This is a genomic window from Treponema sp. (assembly GCF_045641405.1).
Taxonomy (GTDB): Bacteria; Spirochaetota; Spirochaetia; order Treponematales; family Treponemataceae; genus Treponema_D.
Window position 1 is genome coordinate 1 of record NZ_JAZUGX010000063.1, and the last position, 15117, is coordinate 15117.

The 15117-nt window shown below is 38.7% G+C and carries 14 protein-coding genes; 8 read left to right on the forward strand and 6 right to left on the reverse strand.

The window, feature by feature from the left end:
• Nucleotides 1–333 precede the first annotated feature (333 nt).
• The 6 genes from ACKI39_RS09625 to ACKI39_RS09650 form a co-directional block, all read right to left on the reverse strand.
• Nucleotides 334–735: a DUF2992 family protein gene (locus tag ACKI39_RS09625; protein WP_407399964.1), complete on the reverse strand. Its 402-nt coding sequence runs from the start codon at nucleotides 733–735 to the stop codon at nucleotides 334–336.
• A 258-nt stretch (nucleotides 736–993) separates the two neighbouring features.
• On the reverse strand, nucleotides 994–1785 hold the full coding sequence (locus ACKI39_RS09630) for a MerR family transcriptional regulator (protein WP_407399966.1): 792 nt from the start codon (nucleotides 1783–1785) through the stop codon (nucleotides 994–996).
• 146 nt (nucleotides 1786–1931) lie between these two features.
• Entirely contained in the window at nucleotides 1932–3275 is a 1344-nt protein-coding gene (locus ACKI39_RS09635) for an ATP-binding protein (RefSeq protein ID WP_407399968.1), read from the reverse strand.
• A 259-nt stretch (nucleotides 3276–3534) separates the two neighbouring features.
• Nucleotides 3535–4416: an AraC family transcriptional regulator gene (locus tag ACKI39_RS09640; RefSeq protein WP_407399970.1), complete on the reverse strand. Its 882-nt coding sequence runs from the start codon at nucleotides 4414–4416 to the stop codon at nucleotides 3535–3537.
• A 124-nt stretch (nucleotides 4417–4540) separates the two neighbouring features.
• Nucleotides 4541–5131, reverse strand: a complete 591-nt coding sequence (locus tag ACKI39_RS09645; protein WP_407399972.1) for a hypothetical protein — start codon at nucleotides 5129–5131, stop codon at nucleotides 4541–4543.
• A gap of 292 nt (nucleotides 5132–5423) precedes the next feature.
• Nucleotides 5424–6095, reverse strand: a complete 672-nt coding sequence (locus tag ACKI39_RS09650; RefSeq protein WP_407399974.1) for an MIP/aquaporin family protein — start codon at nucleotides 6093–6095, stop codon at nucleotides 5424–5426.
• A 1028-nt stretch (nucleotides 6096–7123) separates the two neighbouring features.
• On the opposite strand from ACKI39_RS09650, the gene ACKI39_RS09655 reads away from it, so the two are divergent.
• From ACKI39_RS09655 to ACKI39_RS09690, 8 genes are all read left to right on the forward strand, one after another.
• On the forward strand, nucleotides 7124–7882 hold the full coding sequence (locus tag ACKI39_RS09655) for a ParA family protein (protein ID WP_407399976.1): 759 nt from the start codon (nucleotides 7124–7126) through the stop codon (nucleotides 7880–7882).
• A complete protein-coding gene (locus tag ACKI39_RS09660; protein ID WP_407399978.1) occupies nucleotides 7879–8394 on the forward strand; it encodes a hypothetical protein in 516 nt (171 codons plus the stop codon). The genes ACKI39_RS09655 and ACKI39_RS09660 overlap by 4 nt, the downstream gene beginning before the upstream one ends.
• Nucleotides 8395–8397: 3 nt before the next feature.
• Nucleotides 8398–9372 carry a plasmid encoded RepA protein gene (locus tag ACKI39_RS09665; RefSeq protein WP_407399980.1) on the forward strand — a complete coding sequence of 325 codons (975 nt, stop codon included), beginning with the start codon at nucleotides 8398–8400 and terminating at the stop codon, nucleotides 9370–9372.
• Nucleotides 9373–9836: 464 nt separating this feature from the next.
• The gene (locus tag ACKI39_RS09670; RefSeq protein WP_407399982.1) at nucleotides 9837–11708 is read left to right on the forward strand and encodes an OPT family oligopeptide transporter; all 1872 of its coding nucleotides are present in this window, start codon (nucleotides 9837–9839) and stop codon (nucleotides 11706–11708) included.
• Nucleotides 11705–12052, forward strand: a complete 348-nt coding sequence (locus ACKI39_RS09675; RefSeq protein WP_407399984.1) for a PqqD family protein — start codon at nucleotides 11705–11707, stop codon at nucleotides 12050–12052. Before ACKI39_RS09670 ends, ACKI39_RS09675 begins: the two co-directional genes overlap by 4 nt.
• A 378-nt stretch (nucleotides 12053–12430) precedes the next feature.
• Nucleotides 12431–13558, forward strand: coding sequence for an RtcB family protein (locus ACKI39_RS09680; RefSeq protein ID WP_407399986.1), 1128 nt, complete (start codon nucleotides 12431–12433; stop codon nucleotides 13556–13558).
• Complete coding sequence (locus ACKI39_RS09685) at nucleotides 13555–14163, forward strand: peptide chain release factor-like protein (RefSeq protein ID WP_407399988.1); 609 nt, start codon at nucleotides 13555–13557, stop codon at nucleotides 14161–14163. Before ACKI39_RS09680 ends, ACKI39_RS09685 begins: the two co-directional genes overlap by 4 nt.
• Before the next feature lie 136 nt (nucleotides 14164–14299).
• Nucleotides 14300–15046, forward strand: coding sequence for an MBL fold metallo-hydrolase (locus ACKI39_RS09690; protein ID WP_407399990.1), 747 nt, complete (start codon nucleotides 14300–14302; stop codon nucleotides 15044–15046).
• Nucleotides 15047–15117: the final 71 nt, after the last annotated feature.

Here is a 15117-nt window from a genome sequence, read left to right on the forward strand (position 1 = left end):
ACTGTTTGCTAGATTTTGACATCCAACTCCTAAAAAAAGTCGTTGAAAATGTTTCAACATTTTTAATGACTTTTTTGGCACATTCGCAATGAAATGAGAATGTGCAATATATAATAAAGTTTGCAACGCAAACTTGGCACAAACAAAGGCTGCGCTATTTTAGCAGACTTTGTTTGTAAGCCTCCTTAAAATGTATTTACTTTATTTTAGCACAAATTTTGCATACGTCTAGTCAAGGGACACTTCGTTCTTCGCCCTTGACTCATTTGTAGTACTCCCCTTCACCTGCATTTCCGCCTTTGCCGTGGATGTACAGAATTAAGTTCTTCATATTCATTTTCCTTTCAACCCTTTAATCTTTAACTTTTTAGCCAGATATTGTTCCTGTTTTTCAATCTTCTTCTGCTTCTTGTTCTGTGATTTTCTTTCTTCAGCAAATTTCTTCTGAGCTTTAGAAAATGCAACAAGAGATTTTGGAATTCCGCTTTCCTTCTTTGCATTATTCTTTGCCAGTTTTTTGAAACGGATTTTAGTTTTTTCTTTTAAAGGCAGCAGCGGAATAAAAGCAAATTCGTGAATCATCCAATGCAAAAGCCGTGGATTTGTTGGTTCTGCACCAAAAACATATCTTCCTGCATAATTCTGACCGTCTCTGTTTTGTTCAATTAATGCACACCAGAACTGGCCGTCAAAGTATATTGTTGTTATTGTATAATTTTTCTCAGTGATTTTCATGCATCTTTCCTGTGGGCAAAAGAATAAATATTTTTGCCCAAAATCGAGAAGAATAAAAAGTAAACCGATGTTATGCGCTGTGTGGCAACCTTCGGTCAAGAAAGTAAGAGACAATTTTTTCTAACAGTAAAAAATGTCTCTCTCGAAAGATGTATTGATAGTTTTTACAACTCAATAATATTCGAAAAAGAAAGACCTGGCAATAAACTACGACTTTAATTGAGGTTTATTGCCAGTAAAAAATGCCAATTGCACCCTTTATTCAATCGGAAGCTGAACTTCTGTAAGCCAGTCTTCTACGGATTCCTTGTTCCATATTCCGTCAATGTAACATTCTCTGGAGAGTCCTGTGACCTTGTAGCCGTTTTCTTCTGCATATTTCATGATGAATGCATATGCTTCGCCAATTTCGTTATAAGCACCCTTGTGGAAAATGCTTAAAACTTTTGTTGCAGGAAGCTTTTTGAATTTGATGTTTTCACTTTCAACACCGAACTTTTCTACAGCCTCAACATGGCGGATAAGTACATCGCTTTCTTTATATTCGCCATCCGGGTATTCGCAGAACTCATAAGGCGGCTCACTGCACTTAAGGTCAGGATTGTATTTTCTAACTTCCTCCCCTATTTCAGGAATCACCTGCATCATGTCTGAATATTTTGCCAGACGCTTTTCTGAATAATAAACTGTCATTTCCGGAATTTCTTTAATTGTTACCTGATACTTCATACTGTCTTTCTCCAAAATGTGGTTGATAATTGAAAGACGAACATCAATTTCTTTCTGCTGATTTACAAGAGCTTCGGCTTTCTCTTCAAGGATTTTTCGCGCGTTCTTTCCTTTAAAGATTGCCTTGATTTCTTCTATTGATAAGTCCAGCTGACGGTATGATTTTATTCTTGCCGCAACTGTAAGCTGATCAGTTGTGTAAAAGCGGTATCCTGTCCATTCGTCAACAGAAGCAGGAATGAGAAGGCCTTCTTTTTCATAGAATCTAAGAGCTTTTACGGTCATCTGACTCAGCTTTGAAAACTCACCAATCTTTAGCATTTTGTTCGTCTCCTTACAATATGAAGTCTACGGTATCCTCTAAGGGGAGAGTCAAGAAAGATTTTTAATTTTTTATAAACTCCACACACTTCTCTTTCATGTGTTCCCAAAGCTTTTGATATTTGCTCATAGAATATATTAATTCCTTATTTATCAAGCAAGAATGCCATATAATAAGGAAGTGACAGTTTTTCTCCTTCCAATCCAACATTGCATTCACCAAATTTTATGCAAAGGTTTACATCATAAAGACTTTTGTTTTTTAGTATGGTATTTGCAGATTTTGTATTTCCATTCGTTGCCTTTACTTCAACAAGAACTGCTTCACCTTTATAAGCGGTAATAAAATCAATTTCCAGTCCTGATTCTTTGTGATAGTAATATAAAGATCTGCCCATCTTGGAGAATGCGTCTGCAATGAGGTTTTCATAAATCGCACCTTTATACATTCCCAAGTCACCGTTCAGTAATGAAGCTGTAGTACCCTGCTCCAGCATTGCTACAAACAAACCAGAATCCTGCATGTATATTTTGAAAATATTATCGATTTTATTTCCTTCCAGAGGAAGACTTATATTTGAAAGATTGTAACAGATATTAATTATGCCTGCATCATAAAGCCACTGAATGGCTGCCTGATAATTTTCTGATCGTCCTTTTTTCTCCAGTTGAGAATATATAAATTTTTTGTTTTCTTTTGCAAGCTGAGCTGGAATCGAATCAAAGACTCTGTTGATTCTGGCAAGAAGTGTCATATCAATTTCTTCCTGTTCATTTTCATCAAGATGCTTTCCAAAATCGTCTTTGTATTCTTCAAGAATATCCTTCTGTTCAGCATAAACTACATTCATGTCATTTGTTGTAAGGAATCTGTCCACAATATATGGAAGTCCACCAATACAAATATATTCTCTAAAATATCTGAGCATCGAATTATGCAGAACTTCACTTACTGGAGTTTTTTCGTTGTAGCAGCGTTTGAGTTCATCGATTACAGTGTCATCAATTCCTTTAGCCCATAAAAATTCTTCAAAATCCATAGGCTTCATATAAACGATATGTTCAAATCCTGTAGGAATTCCTCTGCCCTTTTTTTTGTTGTATCCCTTAATTCCCAAAAGTGAACCAGTGCAGATAACGTCATACCGACCGTCAAGCATAAAAGCTTTTATACTGGCTCTGGCATTAGCACACTCTTGGATTTCATCAAAAATAATGATTGTCTTTTCTGGAACAAAGTGAGCTTCTGGAATAAGTGCTGAAATATCAACTGTAATTCGGTTTATAACAAAGTCACCGTCAAAGATCTTTTTTGCGGACTCATTATCCTTGAAGTTTATGTATACGACATTTTCATAATTTTCTTTTGCAAAAGCCTGGACAATGTATGTTTTACCAATCTGACGCATTCCCTCTATAACAAGAGCCTTTTTCTTCCCAGTGCTATTTTTCCATGCAACAAGTTCATTCATTATTTTTCGTCTATACATAAGCATCTCCACTAAATGCACTTTTCCAAGGGAGTTTATGATTATAAAATACACTTTTCCAAGGGAGTTTTCAATATCTCACTGCACTTTTCCAAGGGAGTACAAGGTCACAATAGCATAAAGAGTCCCTGAAATGGAACTTCGGGTATCAAAAATATTTCTGATAATTGCATATGAAGACAAAAGCTGCAGAAATGGTTTTCTATTCTTCTGGCAATAAACAACAATTTCAACTGAGGTTCATTGCCAGTGTATTATGCTACTTTTCCTTTACTGCAATCCAAATCTCGCAAGTATAGTCTGGATCTGAAATATCCTGTGACGGATAAACTTCCAGCTCTACACCCCAACCGTATTCGTATTTTGTGCTTTGAGGAAAGAACTCCGACACGATTTTTCTGTAAAGCTCGTTAAAGGATTCTGGCATTTTTCCTCTGCAAGTGAACACAACAAAAGTGTGGGCAGGAATTTCTATAACATCAAGATCCGCATCCTTCACTTCTCTTCCGTCATATTCAACACCGATTCCATAAGGAAACTTATTGCCGTTCAGTTCACTTGAAAAACTTATTCCCATCAAGCCCTTGATTTTCTTGTTTGGATAGTAGCTGATGATTTTTTCTGTTGTACCGTTTGTCCCACATTCAGCCCAGAAATCTGAAATGTCCTTTACGGCATCATTTTCCATTCCCATCGGCTTTTTAACATCTGTGCGTTTACATAGAACTTTAAACGCGTCCATTTTTTCAATTCTGTAATCCATAGAACTGCCTCCAGTTAAAACTAATTTGACAGACAGTTTGGAAAAAGATTTTACAAGCCCACCCTTTTTAGCTTCCATTGGAGTAATTCCATGAAAACGGGTAAAGGCTCTGGTAAAACTTTCCGGAGTTTCGTAGCAGAACCTGAATGCCACATCAATGACTTTTGCATCGCCGCGTGCAATTAGTTCTGCCGCTTTGGAAAGTCTTCTGTTACGGATATATTCGCCAAGACTGATTCCACAGAGAGCAGTGAAAATCCGCTGAAACTGAAAACTTGACGAGCAGGCCTCTCCCGCCACTTTTTCAAAATCAATCTCCTCTTCAAGATGCTCTTCCGTATAATCAATTGCTTTTTGAATTCCCGTAATCCAGTCCATTTACTTCTCCATACCTGTCTGTTGTGGTTAGAGATTAACAGACAGAAAAAATTCATTCCTGATAATTTATGCGCAATTTTGTCGGATCAGTTCAAAAATCTCGTTGACTGTCATATCACATTTCTTACATTTTTATGCGCATATTAGGATTTGCCCTTTGCATGGCTGCAATAAAATCTTCAAATTCCTGAGTCTGAAAATTTACTGGAATATCAATATGAGAGGTTTCTTCTTTGGTTTTTATGATCCAATAAGAAATCCTAGTTTTACCAGTTGAAGTTCCAATTCGTTTTCCAAAGAAACATATATCCTTAAAATAAAAAACTTTCTGTTTTTTAAAACTTCTCGTAATCAATTTTTCATCATCATATTCGATCCTTGCCATCAAAATATTGATTCCAGCTGCAAGAAAAGCTAACCCAAGACCGATGGAAAAAATTAAAACAAGTAGCTGATATCCTGTTGGTTCTTCTGCCATAAACAAATAAACGAACACTGGCCAAAAAGCCGTTTCAATAAAATAAAAGGCAGAAATAAAAATTCTAGCAGGCAATCCCAACGGTTCCAGCAGATTTTTTGCAACGACGGGACCTTCTGCTTCCTGATGCTGAGGCTGACTGTTTCCATATTTTTCCTTGCTGACCTTTACGCCAATATCATGAAGATACGCTGCAAGTTCAGTTATCAGAAGAGTATGTGCGTCAACTTTTTCCATCTGGGCAATCAGGACGCTGTATTCATGGACCGCCAAAAGGTGATGGATGTTTGGTCCGTCAGGATCGTAATCAAAAATTGATTTAAGAAACCTGCTGTGGTTCATACCATTCCCCTCCCCTTTCTTATTTTATATCTGGATATGCCATGTCAGCTTAATACCTCTACATTATGACACGACATAGATGCCACCATATTATAAGGGACAACCCAGCAGTTTGCAAAAATAAAAAGAGGTACCCCAGAAATTCTGGAATACCTCCTATCATACAATGCGATTCAGTCAGTCGTTATTATTTAGCCTTGTCGAGCAACTTGTAAACAACTGCAGCCAATGCTCCACCAACAAGAGGAGCAAGGATGAATACCCAAACACAGCTCAGCGCTTCGCCACCCGCAAAAAGAGCAGGTCCAAAGGAACGTGCAGGATTTACAGAAGTTCCAGTAAATGGAATACCCATGATGTGAACGAGAACAAGAGTCAATCCGATAACAAGACCTGCAACGGAACTGTTTCCCTCACGGCTGGTGACACCAAGAATTGCAAAAACGAACACGAATGTAAGGATCACTTCAATTACCAACGAAGCGCAGACATTTCCTGCATAAAGCCCGTTTGTTCCAAGACCCGCTGTGGCAAATACTGCAGAAGCAGAAAAAACAGCCTTAAGGACTGCCGCACCTGCAATTGCTCCCAGGAACTGTGAAATCACATAGCCTGTGAATTCAACCAATGTCATCTTTCCTGCAACAAGCATTCCGATAGAAACAGCAGGATTGATGTGACATCCAGAAACATTTCCTACTGAATAAGCCATTGCAACGATTACAAGACCAAATGCCAAAGCTGTCATCAAATGACCAGCAGCACCCGCTGCACACTGTGAAACTACGGCAGAACCGCAACCAAACAAAACAAGTACCATTGTACCAATGAATTCAGCCAAAAGCTTTCTATAATTCATCGTTTACCTCCGATACATACTATTTTAACCTCTTTTTTACTGAATTCTATCTAGGGGTGATGAAAATTTTTGCAGTTACAATCCGAACTGCTACAGTTTCTATACGGCTAAATGGGACCACTACACTTTATATATGGTCATTTTTGAAAATTCGATGAGAATTCCGCTACATTTAGTGTCACCTACTACAGTTTCTATACGCATGCTCTGATATAGACAAAAAAACATTAATTTCTTCTATAAACATATAAATATGAAGCCTAAATTTCAGCACCGAAAGCATCTCACCCAGCCGCAAAAATCACTACAGTTTATATATGACTTTGTTTCCCTACCCCACTACACTTTCTATACGCTGATTCCCTAAAGCCGATCCTGTAATCCATTTCAAAAGCCACAGCATGTTGAACCATTTAAAATACCCTTAAATTTACCATTTAAACATTATTTTATAGGATAGAATTCATGAATTTATAGACTTTGACAACATAAGGAATCACAGACCACTACAGTTTGTATACGGCATGTTCAAAACCTAGTACTACAGTTCTTATCCAGGCTGAAAAAACACTACAGTTTATATACGCAGATTCACTTGAATACACCAGCTGTTAATAAAAAAACATCAAAAAAAATTCACAAATTTGGAAAAATAAATTCAAGAATTCGTGAATTTGAATTTGACACCATAAAATAAATTCACTAATAATATTTCTTGGTGTGGGAAAAAATTCTGAATTCAAAAAAAGTCCTAGGACAGGCTATTTTCTGTCAGGACATGGAACCATTCGATCCAGTCAAAAAAAATGCAATACAGACGATTTTGACACCATTTATATGGTTTTTATTGTTTTAATGGTATAATTTACCATTAATAATACAATTAAAAATACCCTATTTTAAACTGTATTATCAATCATTTTTATTGTTTTTATTACCCTTATTTTTATAATAAACATCATTTCTTTTATTGCTTTTATGGTAAAAATGGTATATACTTAAAAAAACGATAGATTTGGAGGGGCTTCATGAAATCTTATGCTTTTGCATTGCAGAAAGGCGGCACTGGAAAATCAAGTCTGGCGGTAACGATCGCTACGGAATTGGCGCACAAAGGATTCAAGACAGTGCTTGTCGACTGTGACCCTCAGGGAAATTCCAGCTCATGGCTTTTGGATGATTTTGACCACGAACTAGCGGACGCGCTCAAGAACGAAGATGAAAGAATCGACATCCTGGAATGCGTCTATGAATCGGACATTGAAAACCTTTTTGTAGTTCCTACGTTCTCGGTTGGAGGAGACCTTCGCACCGTATCCAACACGATCCGTGGACTCAAGTTCAAGAAAATCGTGGTGACAAACCTTGAAAAACACTTTGACTACGCAATCTTTGATACTTCTCCTACATTTGGAGAATTTGAAAAATCAATCTTCATTGCGACCGATGAAGTCGTTCCAGTCCTCCGCCTTGATGAATTTTCAAAGGATGGACTCCAGATCTTCATCAGGAACCTCAAGGAAATCGACGATGAACTGAACATCAAGCCTGCATTCACAAAGATTGTTCTAAACCAGCAGGACAAGCGCCTTAAAAATGAGGCTGCATACCTTGAGTCCTACAAGGAAATGAACAAGGACAACCAGTTCAACCTGTTTGTAATTCCAAAGGATCCTGCTTTCAGCAAGGCACAGACCCTGCATGATGTAATACAGAACAAGGAATTCTCAGCAAAGAAGGAAACCCTTGACGCAATCACAAATCTTGCTGAAGGACTGACAAAATGATTAAAGAAAAGAAAAAGCCAATGTCATTTGCCGAAAAACAGCGTCTTGCCGCAAGTCAGGGAGTGGCATCGGCTCTAGATGACATATCTTCATTTTCAAGTACTCCAGCAAAACCTGCAAAGATAGAAACTGTAGTGCTTTCAGAGGAAGAATCAAAAATTGATTCAGTTTCTTCTATTAATAACGCACATATACAAACTGTAGTAGATGAAAGGCATACAGAAAGTGTAGCGGTTAAAGAAGAAAATAGCGTACAGATAGAAACTGTAGCAGAAAAGACCGATGATTCAACAAAAATCGACAGGAGGACGACTCGCCGAAAAAGCGGAAAATTTGTAGACAAGTTCACTTTCTCATTCCCAGAGGAGGAAAAGCTTGAATTCAAGGCTTTTGCGGCATCCCACGGCATTACAATCACAGATCTGATCATGTATTCACTGGACTACCTTAAGCAGGATGTAGAACAGGGAAAAATCAACATTTCTCGTTATGGCGTTAAAAGGTTGGGGTAGACTATGGCTGAAAATAAAGACGATGAAAAACAGTTGTTGGAACTTTTTGAAAAGGATGAAAACTCCGGTAAGGAAGTTCAGAAATACATAAGCTATATGCCTTCACCGTTCATTGCGGCTGCTTTACCTGCAAGAAATGTAAAAGGTTCCGTGTTTATCCGTAAGTACAACAACATCACACTCAAGCTTTCAAGTGGCAACAAGGTTCCATTTGGAAAATATGGACGTCTGCTTTTGACAATCCTTACGACCCATGCGGTCATTACGAAAAATACAAAACCAGGAGAACCTGTGAGGATTCAGTATAAAAGCCTTAATGAGCTCATGAGGGAACTTCAGCTGCCAAATTCACGCTGCAATGACATCAAGGCTCAGCTTGAATACTTTTCACAGTCAACATTCATATACGAAGAAAAGGTCATGAAGGTAACCCAGTCATCGCTGTTCCGTGATTTTGGTGATGAAATCGCAGATCTCGGGGATGAGGTTACGGCAACAAAGCATTCTACAGGTGTAATTCCGTTTCTCAGAGGACTTCAGTATATTGAACTGGAGGACAGGAAGGGCGAAAAACAGAACGTAGCTTTTGACATAATTCTGGACGATCAGTTTGCAAATTTTTCAAGGGAACATTCAGTGCCAATCAATTACACGACATACAAGAGCATTTCTTCCGCTATTGGAAAAGATCTTTATGCGTGGCTTGTATACAGAAACAATAGCCTAAAGGAACCGCTGTACATTCCAAGGGAACAGCTGATTAACCAGTTCATGCCAGTTGATGATCCTGAAAATAAAGACCAGATGAGGACAAACTGGAGTTACATAAAGGATCAGATAAAGAAAATCAAGGCGGAGTATTATCAGGATTTGAAAGTTTCATTTGATGAGGCAAATCTGGGAATAACCCTTTATAAAAGCAAGCCTCAGATTGAAAGTGATGATACAAGATATATTCTTGTTACTTCTGATCTTTAACGTACTACAGTTTCTATTCGTTCATGTTGATCAAATGAAAGGAAGTGGTTATGGAAATGGCTGCTACAGTTTGTATATGGAATAGAATTTCATTCAGCCAGGGTATTGTGATATCACGATTTTTCCACAGAGAATGGAATTCTACTACTTGTTATATATAAATATTTGATAATTATTTGAATCTATAGAAGATATATATAAATTGTAGTGGATTCATATATCAACCGTAGTACTACAGTCTGTATACGCAATGTAAATCTATATAATATAAAGAAATAAATTTCAACAGCCATATATATAAAGTGTAGTGGAAAACTTGACTTTTCCATAGCGGAATGTGGATAAATGAAGACAAACTGTAGTAGGGTAGGGGTACTACAGTTTGTATATGCGTGAAATGCCGTATAGAAACTGTAGCGCTTTTTTTTTCACACAAAAACATGATGTAAGGTTATAATTTATGCATGGAAAACAATTCTTTTAAACCTTATATTCCGAGTGAAAAGATTACTGCGGAATTCACTGTCATCTCAGTGGTGACAGGTATTTTACTTGCGGTTGTGTTCGGTGCTGCGAATGCTTACCTTGGTCTTCGTGTAGGAATGACAGTCTCTGCTTCCATTCCTGCAGCTGTAATTGCAATGGGAATAACACGAATCCTTCTTAAAAGAAATTCAATTCTTGAAAGCAATATGGTCCAGACCATAGGATCAGCAGGAGAAAGCGTTGCCGCTGGTGCAATTTTTACGATGCCAGCTTTGTTTCTATGGGCAAAGGAAGGTGTCATTTCTGCTCCTAGTATTTTGACCATTACCTTGATTACGGTGTGTGGTGCCTTGCTGGGTGTTCTGTTCATGATTCCTCTTAGAAATTCTATAATCGTCCAGGAGCATGGAACCTTGCCTTACCCTGAAGCCCAGGCTTGTGCCGAAGTTCTTCTTTCTGGTGAGACAAAGGGAGCAGGAACAAAAGCTGTTTTTTCTGGAATGGGAATAGGAGCCTTCGTTAAATTTCTTACAGATGGACTTGGACTTGTGTCTGGTGTAGTTGAAACCTCAATCAGTTCATTGAAGACAGCTTTCTCTATGGAAATATACCCAGCGGTAATCGGTGTAGGATTCATCTGTGGAAAGAAAATCTCTGCAATGATGTTTGCAGGTGGCGTTCTTGCATGGTTTGTGTTCATTCCTATGATCGTCAGTTTTGGAGGAGACAGTGTACTGTTCCCCGCATCACTTTCAATCTCTGAACTTTATGAGAAGGGAGGAGCAGGCGCCATATGGTCAAACTATGTCAGATATATTGGTGCAGGTGCTCTTGCCGCAGCTGGTATCATTTCCCTCTTGAAGTCAATTCCTATCATTGTAAGGACTTTTGCCAGCGCCATGGCAGGTCTTAAAAAATCAAGCGGCATGGAATCGACCGAAAGAACAGCACAGGATCTCAGCCTTAAATTTGTTCTTGTGGGAATCGTTGTTGTAGTTCTTGCAATCTGGCTTCTTCCTCCGATACCAGCAGGAATATTGAGTGCTGTGCTCGTCGTTGTCTTTGGATTCTTCTTTTCTACGGTCTCATCAAAAATGGTAGGACTTGTAGGTTCAAGCAACAATCCAGTTTCTGGAATGGCAATAGCAACTTTGATTTTTGCTTCCATCATTTTGAAGTCAACGGGACATACTGGAGCTGCGGGATATACTAGCGCAATTTCAATCGGTGCTATCATCTGTATCGTTGCCTGTCTTGCTGGTGACATGTCACAGGATCTTAAGACAGGATATCTTCTTGGAGCAACTCCAAAGAAACAGCAGATTGGTGAATTGATAGGCTCTGTGATTTCTGCAATATCCATCGGTGGTGTCCTTTTCCTTCTTAACAAAGCCTGGGGATTTGGTTCTCCTGAACTTGCCGCACCACAGGCAACATTGATGAAGCTTGTTACGGAAGGTGTAATGAATGGCAATCTTCCATGGGCATTTGTTTTCCTTGGTGTATTTTCTGCCATCGTAGTTGAAATCCTAGGGTTGCCATCCCTTGCCGTTGCAATCGGCATCTATCTTCCTCTTGAACTATCCTCTGCAATAATGCTTGGTGGACTTGTCCGCTGGTTTGTTGACAGGAAGAATGAATCGGCAGCAAGTGAAAGTTCAGACGGTGTATTGTTCTGCTCAGGACTCATTGCTGGAGAAGGAATAGTTGGAATCATCCTTGCCATTCTTGCAGTGGCAGGCGTCTCTACCTCGATTGGATTCTCTACTGGTTCTGTCGGTGGACTTGTTGTTGCGATTGTACTTGTGGCTGCCATCATGAAAATCAGTCTTGGTAAAAAAGAAAAATGATGAAGCACGAAAAGCAGAATTATGTTGATATCGTTTTCAGAAAAAATGATTCAATTGAATTTGAAAAGTCCGATGATGGATCGGTAACGCTTTTTGTTGAGAACAAGGGCTTCTTTAATAGGCTTATGCAAAAGCTGTTGAACAAGCCCAGAATCTCTCAAGTTCATCTTGAAGAATTTGGAAGTTTCATCTGGATGGAGATCGATGGAAAAAAAACATTGATTTCCATATCGGAGGAAGTCCACAAGGAATTCGGAGAGAAAGCAGAGCCTTTATTGCCTCGTCTGGTTCAGTATTTCAGGATATTGGAGAACAACAGTTTTATTACCAGATGTGGCAAATAGAGCTAAAAAAATGAATAATATATTTGGAATTTGACAGTTTGTACCGATAATGTTAGCAGGCAGCCACTCTTCAGGAAGCCTCCTATTTTTCTCCCTCCCACCCGGGAGGCATCTGTATAACAGGAGTGGCTGCTTTCCTTATTAAACTACAGCTTTAATGATTTTGCGTTGAAATTTTATTTCAACGATTGTATATTCTTAACATCATCAGACAAAAGGAGGACAGCCATGACAAACGTAAAATCATCATTCAAAACAAATCTTATTCTTGGAAGCATGGCTGTTTCTTTGTAATTAAGCGGGATGAGTCCGTTCTAATCACTACATTAAAATTTTCTCAAAGCAGCAGCCACTTCCGTAAAACTTAAAAGGAAATTTATGGAAATTATTAAAGGCAAAAATGCGAGTGCCAGAGTTTTTTCTGACACGATGGAACCTTATGCTGGTATGCAGATTCAGAAAATCTGCGACAATGGTGTATCTATTGGACAGACTATCTGTGTGATGCCTGATGTTCATCCTGGCTATGTGGCGCCAATTGGTTTGTCCATGACTGTCGGAAATTCTATTCTCCCCAATCTTGTTGGAATTGATGTCGGTTGTGGAATGACAATCGCAAGAATCATAAAGCATCGTGGACTTGAATTTAAACAGCTGGATAGTCTGATCAGAGAAAGGATACCTTCTGGATTTGAGATCAGAAAAAATCCTCATAGGTTTATAGAGCAGTTTGATTTTTCAGAGTTGATTTGTAGGAAGCACATTCGACAGGAAAATACTGCGCTGAGTCTTGGAAGCTGTGGATCGGGAAATCATTTCATCGAAATCGACAGAGGGGATAGCGGTATCTATATTCTTGTTCACTCTGGAAGCCGTCATCTTGGAAAAGAAGTTACGGATCACTATCTGAACTGCGGAAGAAAACTTCTGAGGAAGCAGGGGATTGAAATTCCTTACGAGTTGACTTATCTGAATGGCCCACTCATGGAAGATTATCTTCATGACATTAAGATGGTCCAGAAATTTGCGGAACTGAATCGACTTGCCATTATCGATGAGATTATAAAAGGAATGAAATGGAAAACTGAAGAGCCTTATTCCTGCATTCACAATTACATTGATTTTGACAATGGGGAACTCGGAAAACCGATCTTAAGAAAGGGCGCCATAAGTGCAAGAAAAAATCAGTCGGTCATCATTCCAATCAATATGAGGGATGGCGTGATTCTTGGAAGAGGCAAAGGAAATCCTGAATGGAATTATTCAGCTCCTCATGGATCAGGTCGTGTAATGAAACGGGAGGATGTAAAAAAATCTTTTACCGTAAGCAGCTTTAAGGCGAGCATGAAAGGAATCTATTCTTCCTGCATAGGAGCTGGAACTTTAGATGAAGCTCCTTTTGCTTACCGTGGAATTGATGAAATTAAAAATGCAATTGAGCCTACGGTGGAAGTTACAGAAATCCTTAAGCCTGTATACAATTTTAAAGCTGGAGGTGAGGAATGATTTTACAGATTTCAAGCGGGCAGGGGCCTGTAGAATGTGAAGTTGCCGTGCGCCTATTGTTTGAAGCGTTGCAGAAAGAATTTCCTGAACACAGATTCGAAATAAAAAGCAAAAACGAATCCAGATTCGGCGGTGGATGGACTTCTGTAATCTTTGAGACTTCGGCAGATCTGGCTTTTCTTGAAGGAAGCGTAGAATGGAAATGTCAAAGCTATCTGCGGCCAGGACATAAAAGGAAAAACTGGTTTGTAGATGTCAGTCTCATACCAGAGTATTCTGAAGTCCCAGAATCAAAAAACATAGAATGGCAGTTTTTTAGATGTGGTGGAAATGGCGGACAGAATGTAAACAAGGTTGAAACAGGAGTCCGCTTGATCCACAAGGAGTCAGGAATTGTAGTTACCTGCACAGAAGAACGCAGCCAGGCTTTGAACAGAAAACGTGCATTGGAAAAATTGAATCTGGAAATCAAATGTCGTGCGTCAGCGGAAAAATCAAAACAGAACGCTGCAGCATGGAATTCCAGCAACAGTATAGTTCGTGGAAACCCAGTGCGTATTTATGAGGGTAAGAATTTTATTCGCGCGGAGGGTTTAATACCCTGACGTTTAGGACAGTCCCTACTGATTTTGAAAGTTTGAACCGATAGTTGCTGAGAGAAAATTTGGATGAAAAAAAATATTCAAATTGATTAGGGTAGGGTATATTATTAAAGTTGTAATTTGGAAGGAGGAATTATTTATGAAAAAGATCACATCACTTATCGCAGGACTTTTAATGACGGCAACAGTATGTACGGCACAGGAAAAAGGCAGTGAACCTAAGACCATAAAAATTGACGACAACTTTTATTGCATCGATGACTTTTCCCGTCAGTTTTTCTTTATCGGGACAGATAAGGTTCTTCTTGTAGATACTGGATTTGGACGCGTTGATTTTACTGCAAGAATCCGTGAGTTCAGCGATCTACCGATTGAAGTTGTGATTACTCATGGACATGTAGATCATATTGGAGGTTTGAATCAGTTTGGTGAATGTCTTGTGAATGAACGGGATTTTTCCATGATTCCTGAAGATATCAAAAAGAAGCCTCTTGAAGATGGAGATAAAATCGATATTGGAAACTTTGCTTTTGAAGTCATTGAAATTCCTGGACACACAGAAGGCAGCATCGTTCTTCTTGAAAAAAATAAAAAGATTCTGATTGCTGGAGACAGTGTTCAGGAAGGTCCGATTTTTATGTTCGGTGATGTATCAAAGTTTGATGCCTACATTGCCAGCATGGAAAAACTCAGCAAATTCAAGAAGAACATCAAAACAATATATTCAGCCCACAACACTATTTCTTATGGTCCTGAATACATTAAATATTGCATTGAGGATGCAAAGCTTTTTAAGGCTGGAAAAATAGTTCCTGAAGAAACTGAAGTAATGGGAAAGAAGAGAAAGACTTACAAGGGAAAGCATGTTTCTTTTTTTGCTGACTGATGGAATTTGACTATTTGATTCATATCAATGTTGCTCCGGGCATGTGGGGTCGTTGGCTTCACATGCCTTAT

Bases quoted from the DNA above. Each gene is read 5' to 3' on its own strand.
- ACKI39_RS09625 (WP_407399964.1), bottom strand. From the start codon at position 735: ATGAAAATCACTGAGAAAAATTATACAATAACAACAATATACTTTGAC.
- ACKI39_RS09630 (WP_407399966.1), bottom strand. From the start codon at position 1,785: ATGCTAAAGATTGGTGAGTTTTCAAAGCTGAGTCAGATGACCGTAAAA.
- ACKI39_RS09635 (WP_407399968.1), bottom strand. From the start codon at position 3,275: ATGTATAGACGAAAAATAATGAATGAACTTGTTGCATGGAAAAATAGC.
- ACKI39_RS09640 (WP_407399970.1), bottom strand. From the start codon at position 4,416: ATGGACTGGATTACGGGAATTCAAAAAGCAATTGATTATACGGAAGAG.
- ACKI39_RS09645 (WP_407399972.1), bottom strand. From the start codon at position 5,131: ATGGAAAAAGTTGACGCACATACTCTTCTGATAACTGAACTTGCAGCG.
- ACKI39_RS09650 (WP_407399974.1), bottom strand. From the start codon at position 6,095: ATGAATTATAGAAAGCTTTTGGCTGAATTCATTGGTACAATGGTACTT.
- ACKI39_RS09655 (WP_407399976.1), top strand. From the start codon at position 7,124: ATGAAATCTTATGCTTTTGCATTGCAGAAAGGCGGCACTGGAAAATCA.
- ACKI39_RS09660 (WP_407399978.1), top strand. From the start codon at position 7,879: ATGATTAAAGAAAAGAAAAAGCCAATGTCATTTGCCGAAAAACAGCGT.
- ACKI39_RS09665 (WP_407399980.1), top strand. From the start codon at position 8,398: ATGGCTGAAAATAAAGACGATGAAAAACAGTTGTTGGAACTTTTTGAA.
- ACKI39_RS09670 (WP_407399982.1), top strand. From the start codon at position 9,837: ATGGAAAACAATTCTTTTAAACCTTATATTCCGAGTGAAAAGATTACT.
- ACKI39_RS09675 (WP_407399984.1), top strand. From the start codon at position 11,705: ATGATGAAGCACGAAAAGCAGAATTATGTTGATATCGTTTTCAGAAAA.
- ACKI39_RS09680 (WP_407399986.1), top strand. From the start codon at position 12,431: ATGGAAATTATTAAAGGCAAAAATGCGAGTGCCAGAGTTTTTTCTGAC.
- ACKI39_RS09685 (WP_407399988.1), top strand. From the start codon at position 13,555: ATGATTTTACAGATTTCAAGCGGGCAGGGGCCTGTAGAATGTGAAGTT.
- ACKI39_RS09690 (WP_407399990.1), top strand. From the start codon at position 14,300: ATGAAAAAGATCACATCACTTATCGCAGGACTTTTAATGACGGCAACA.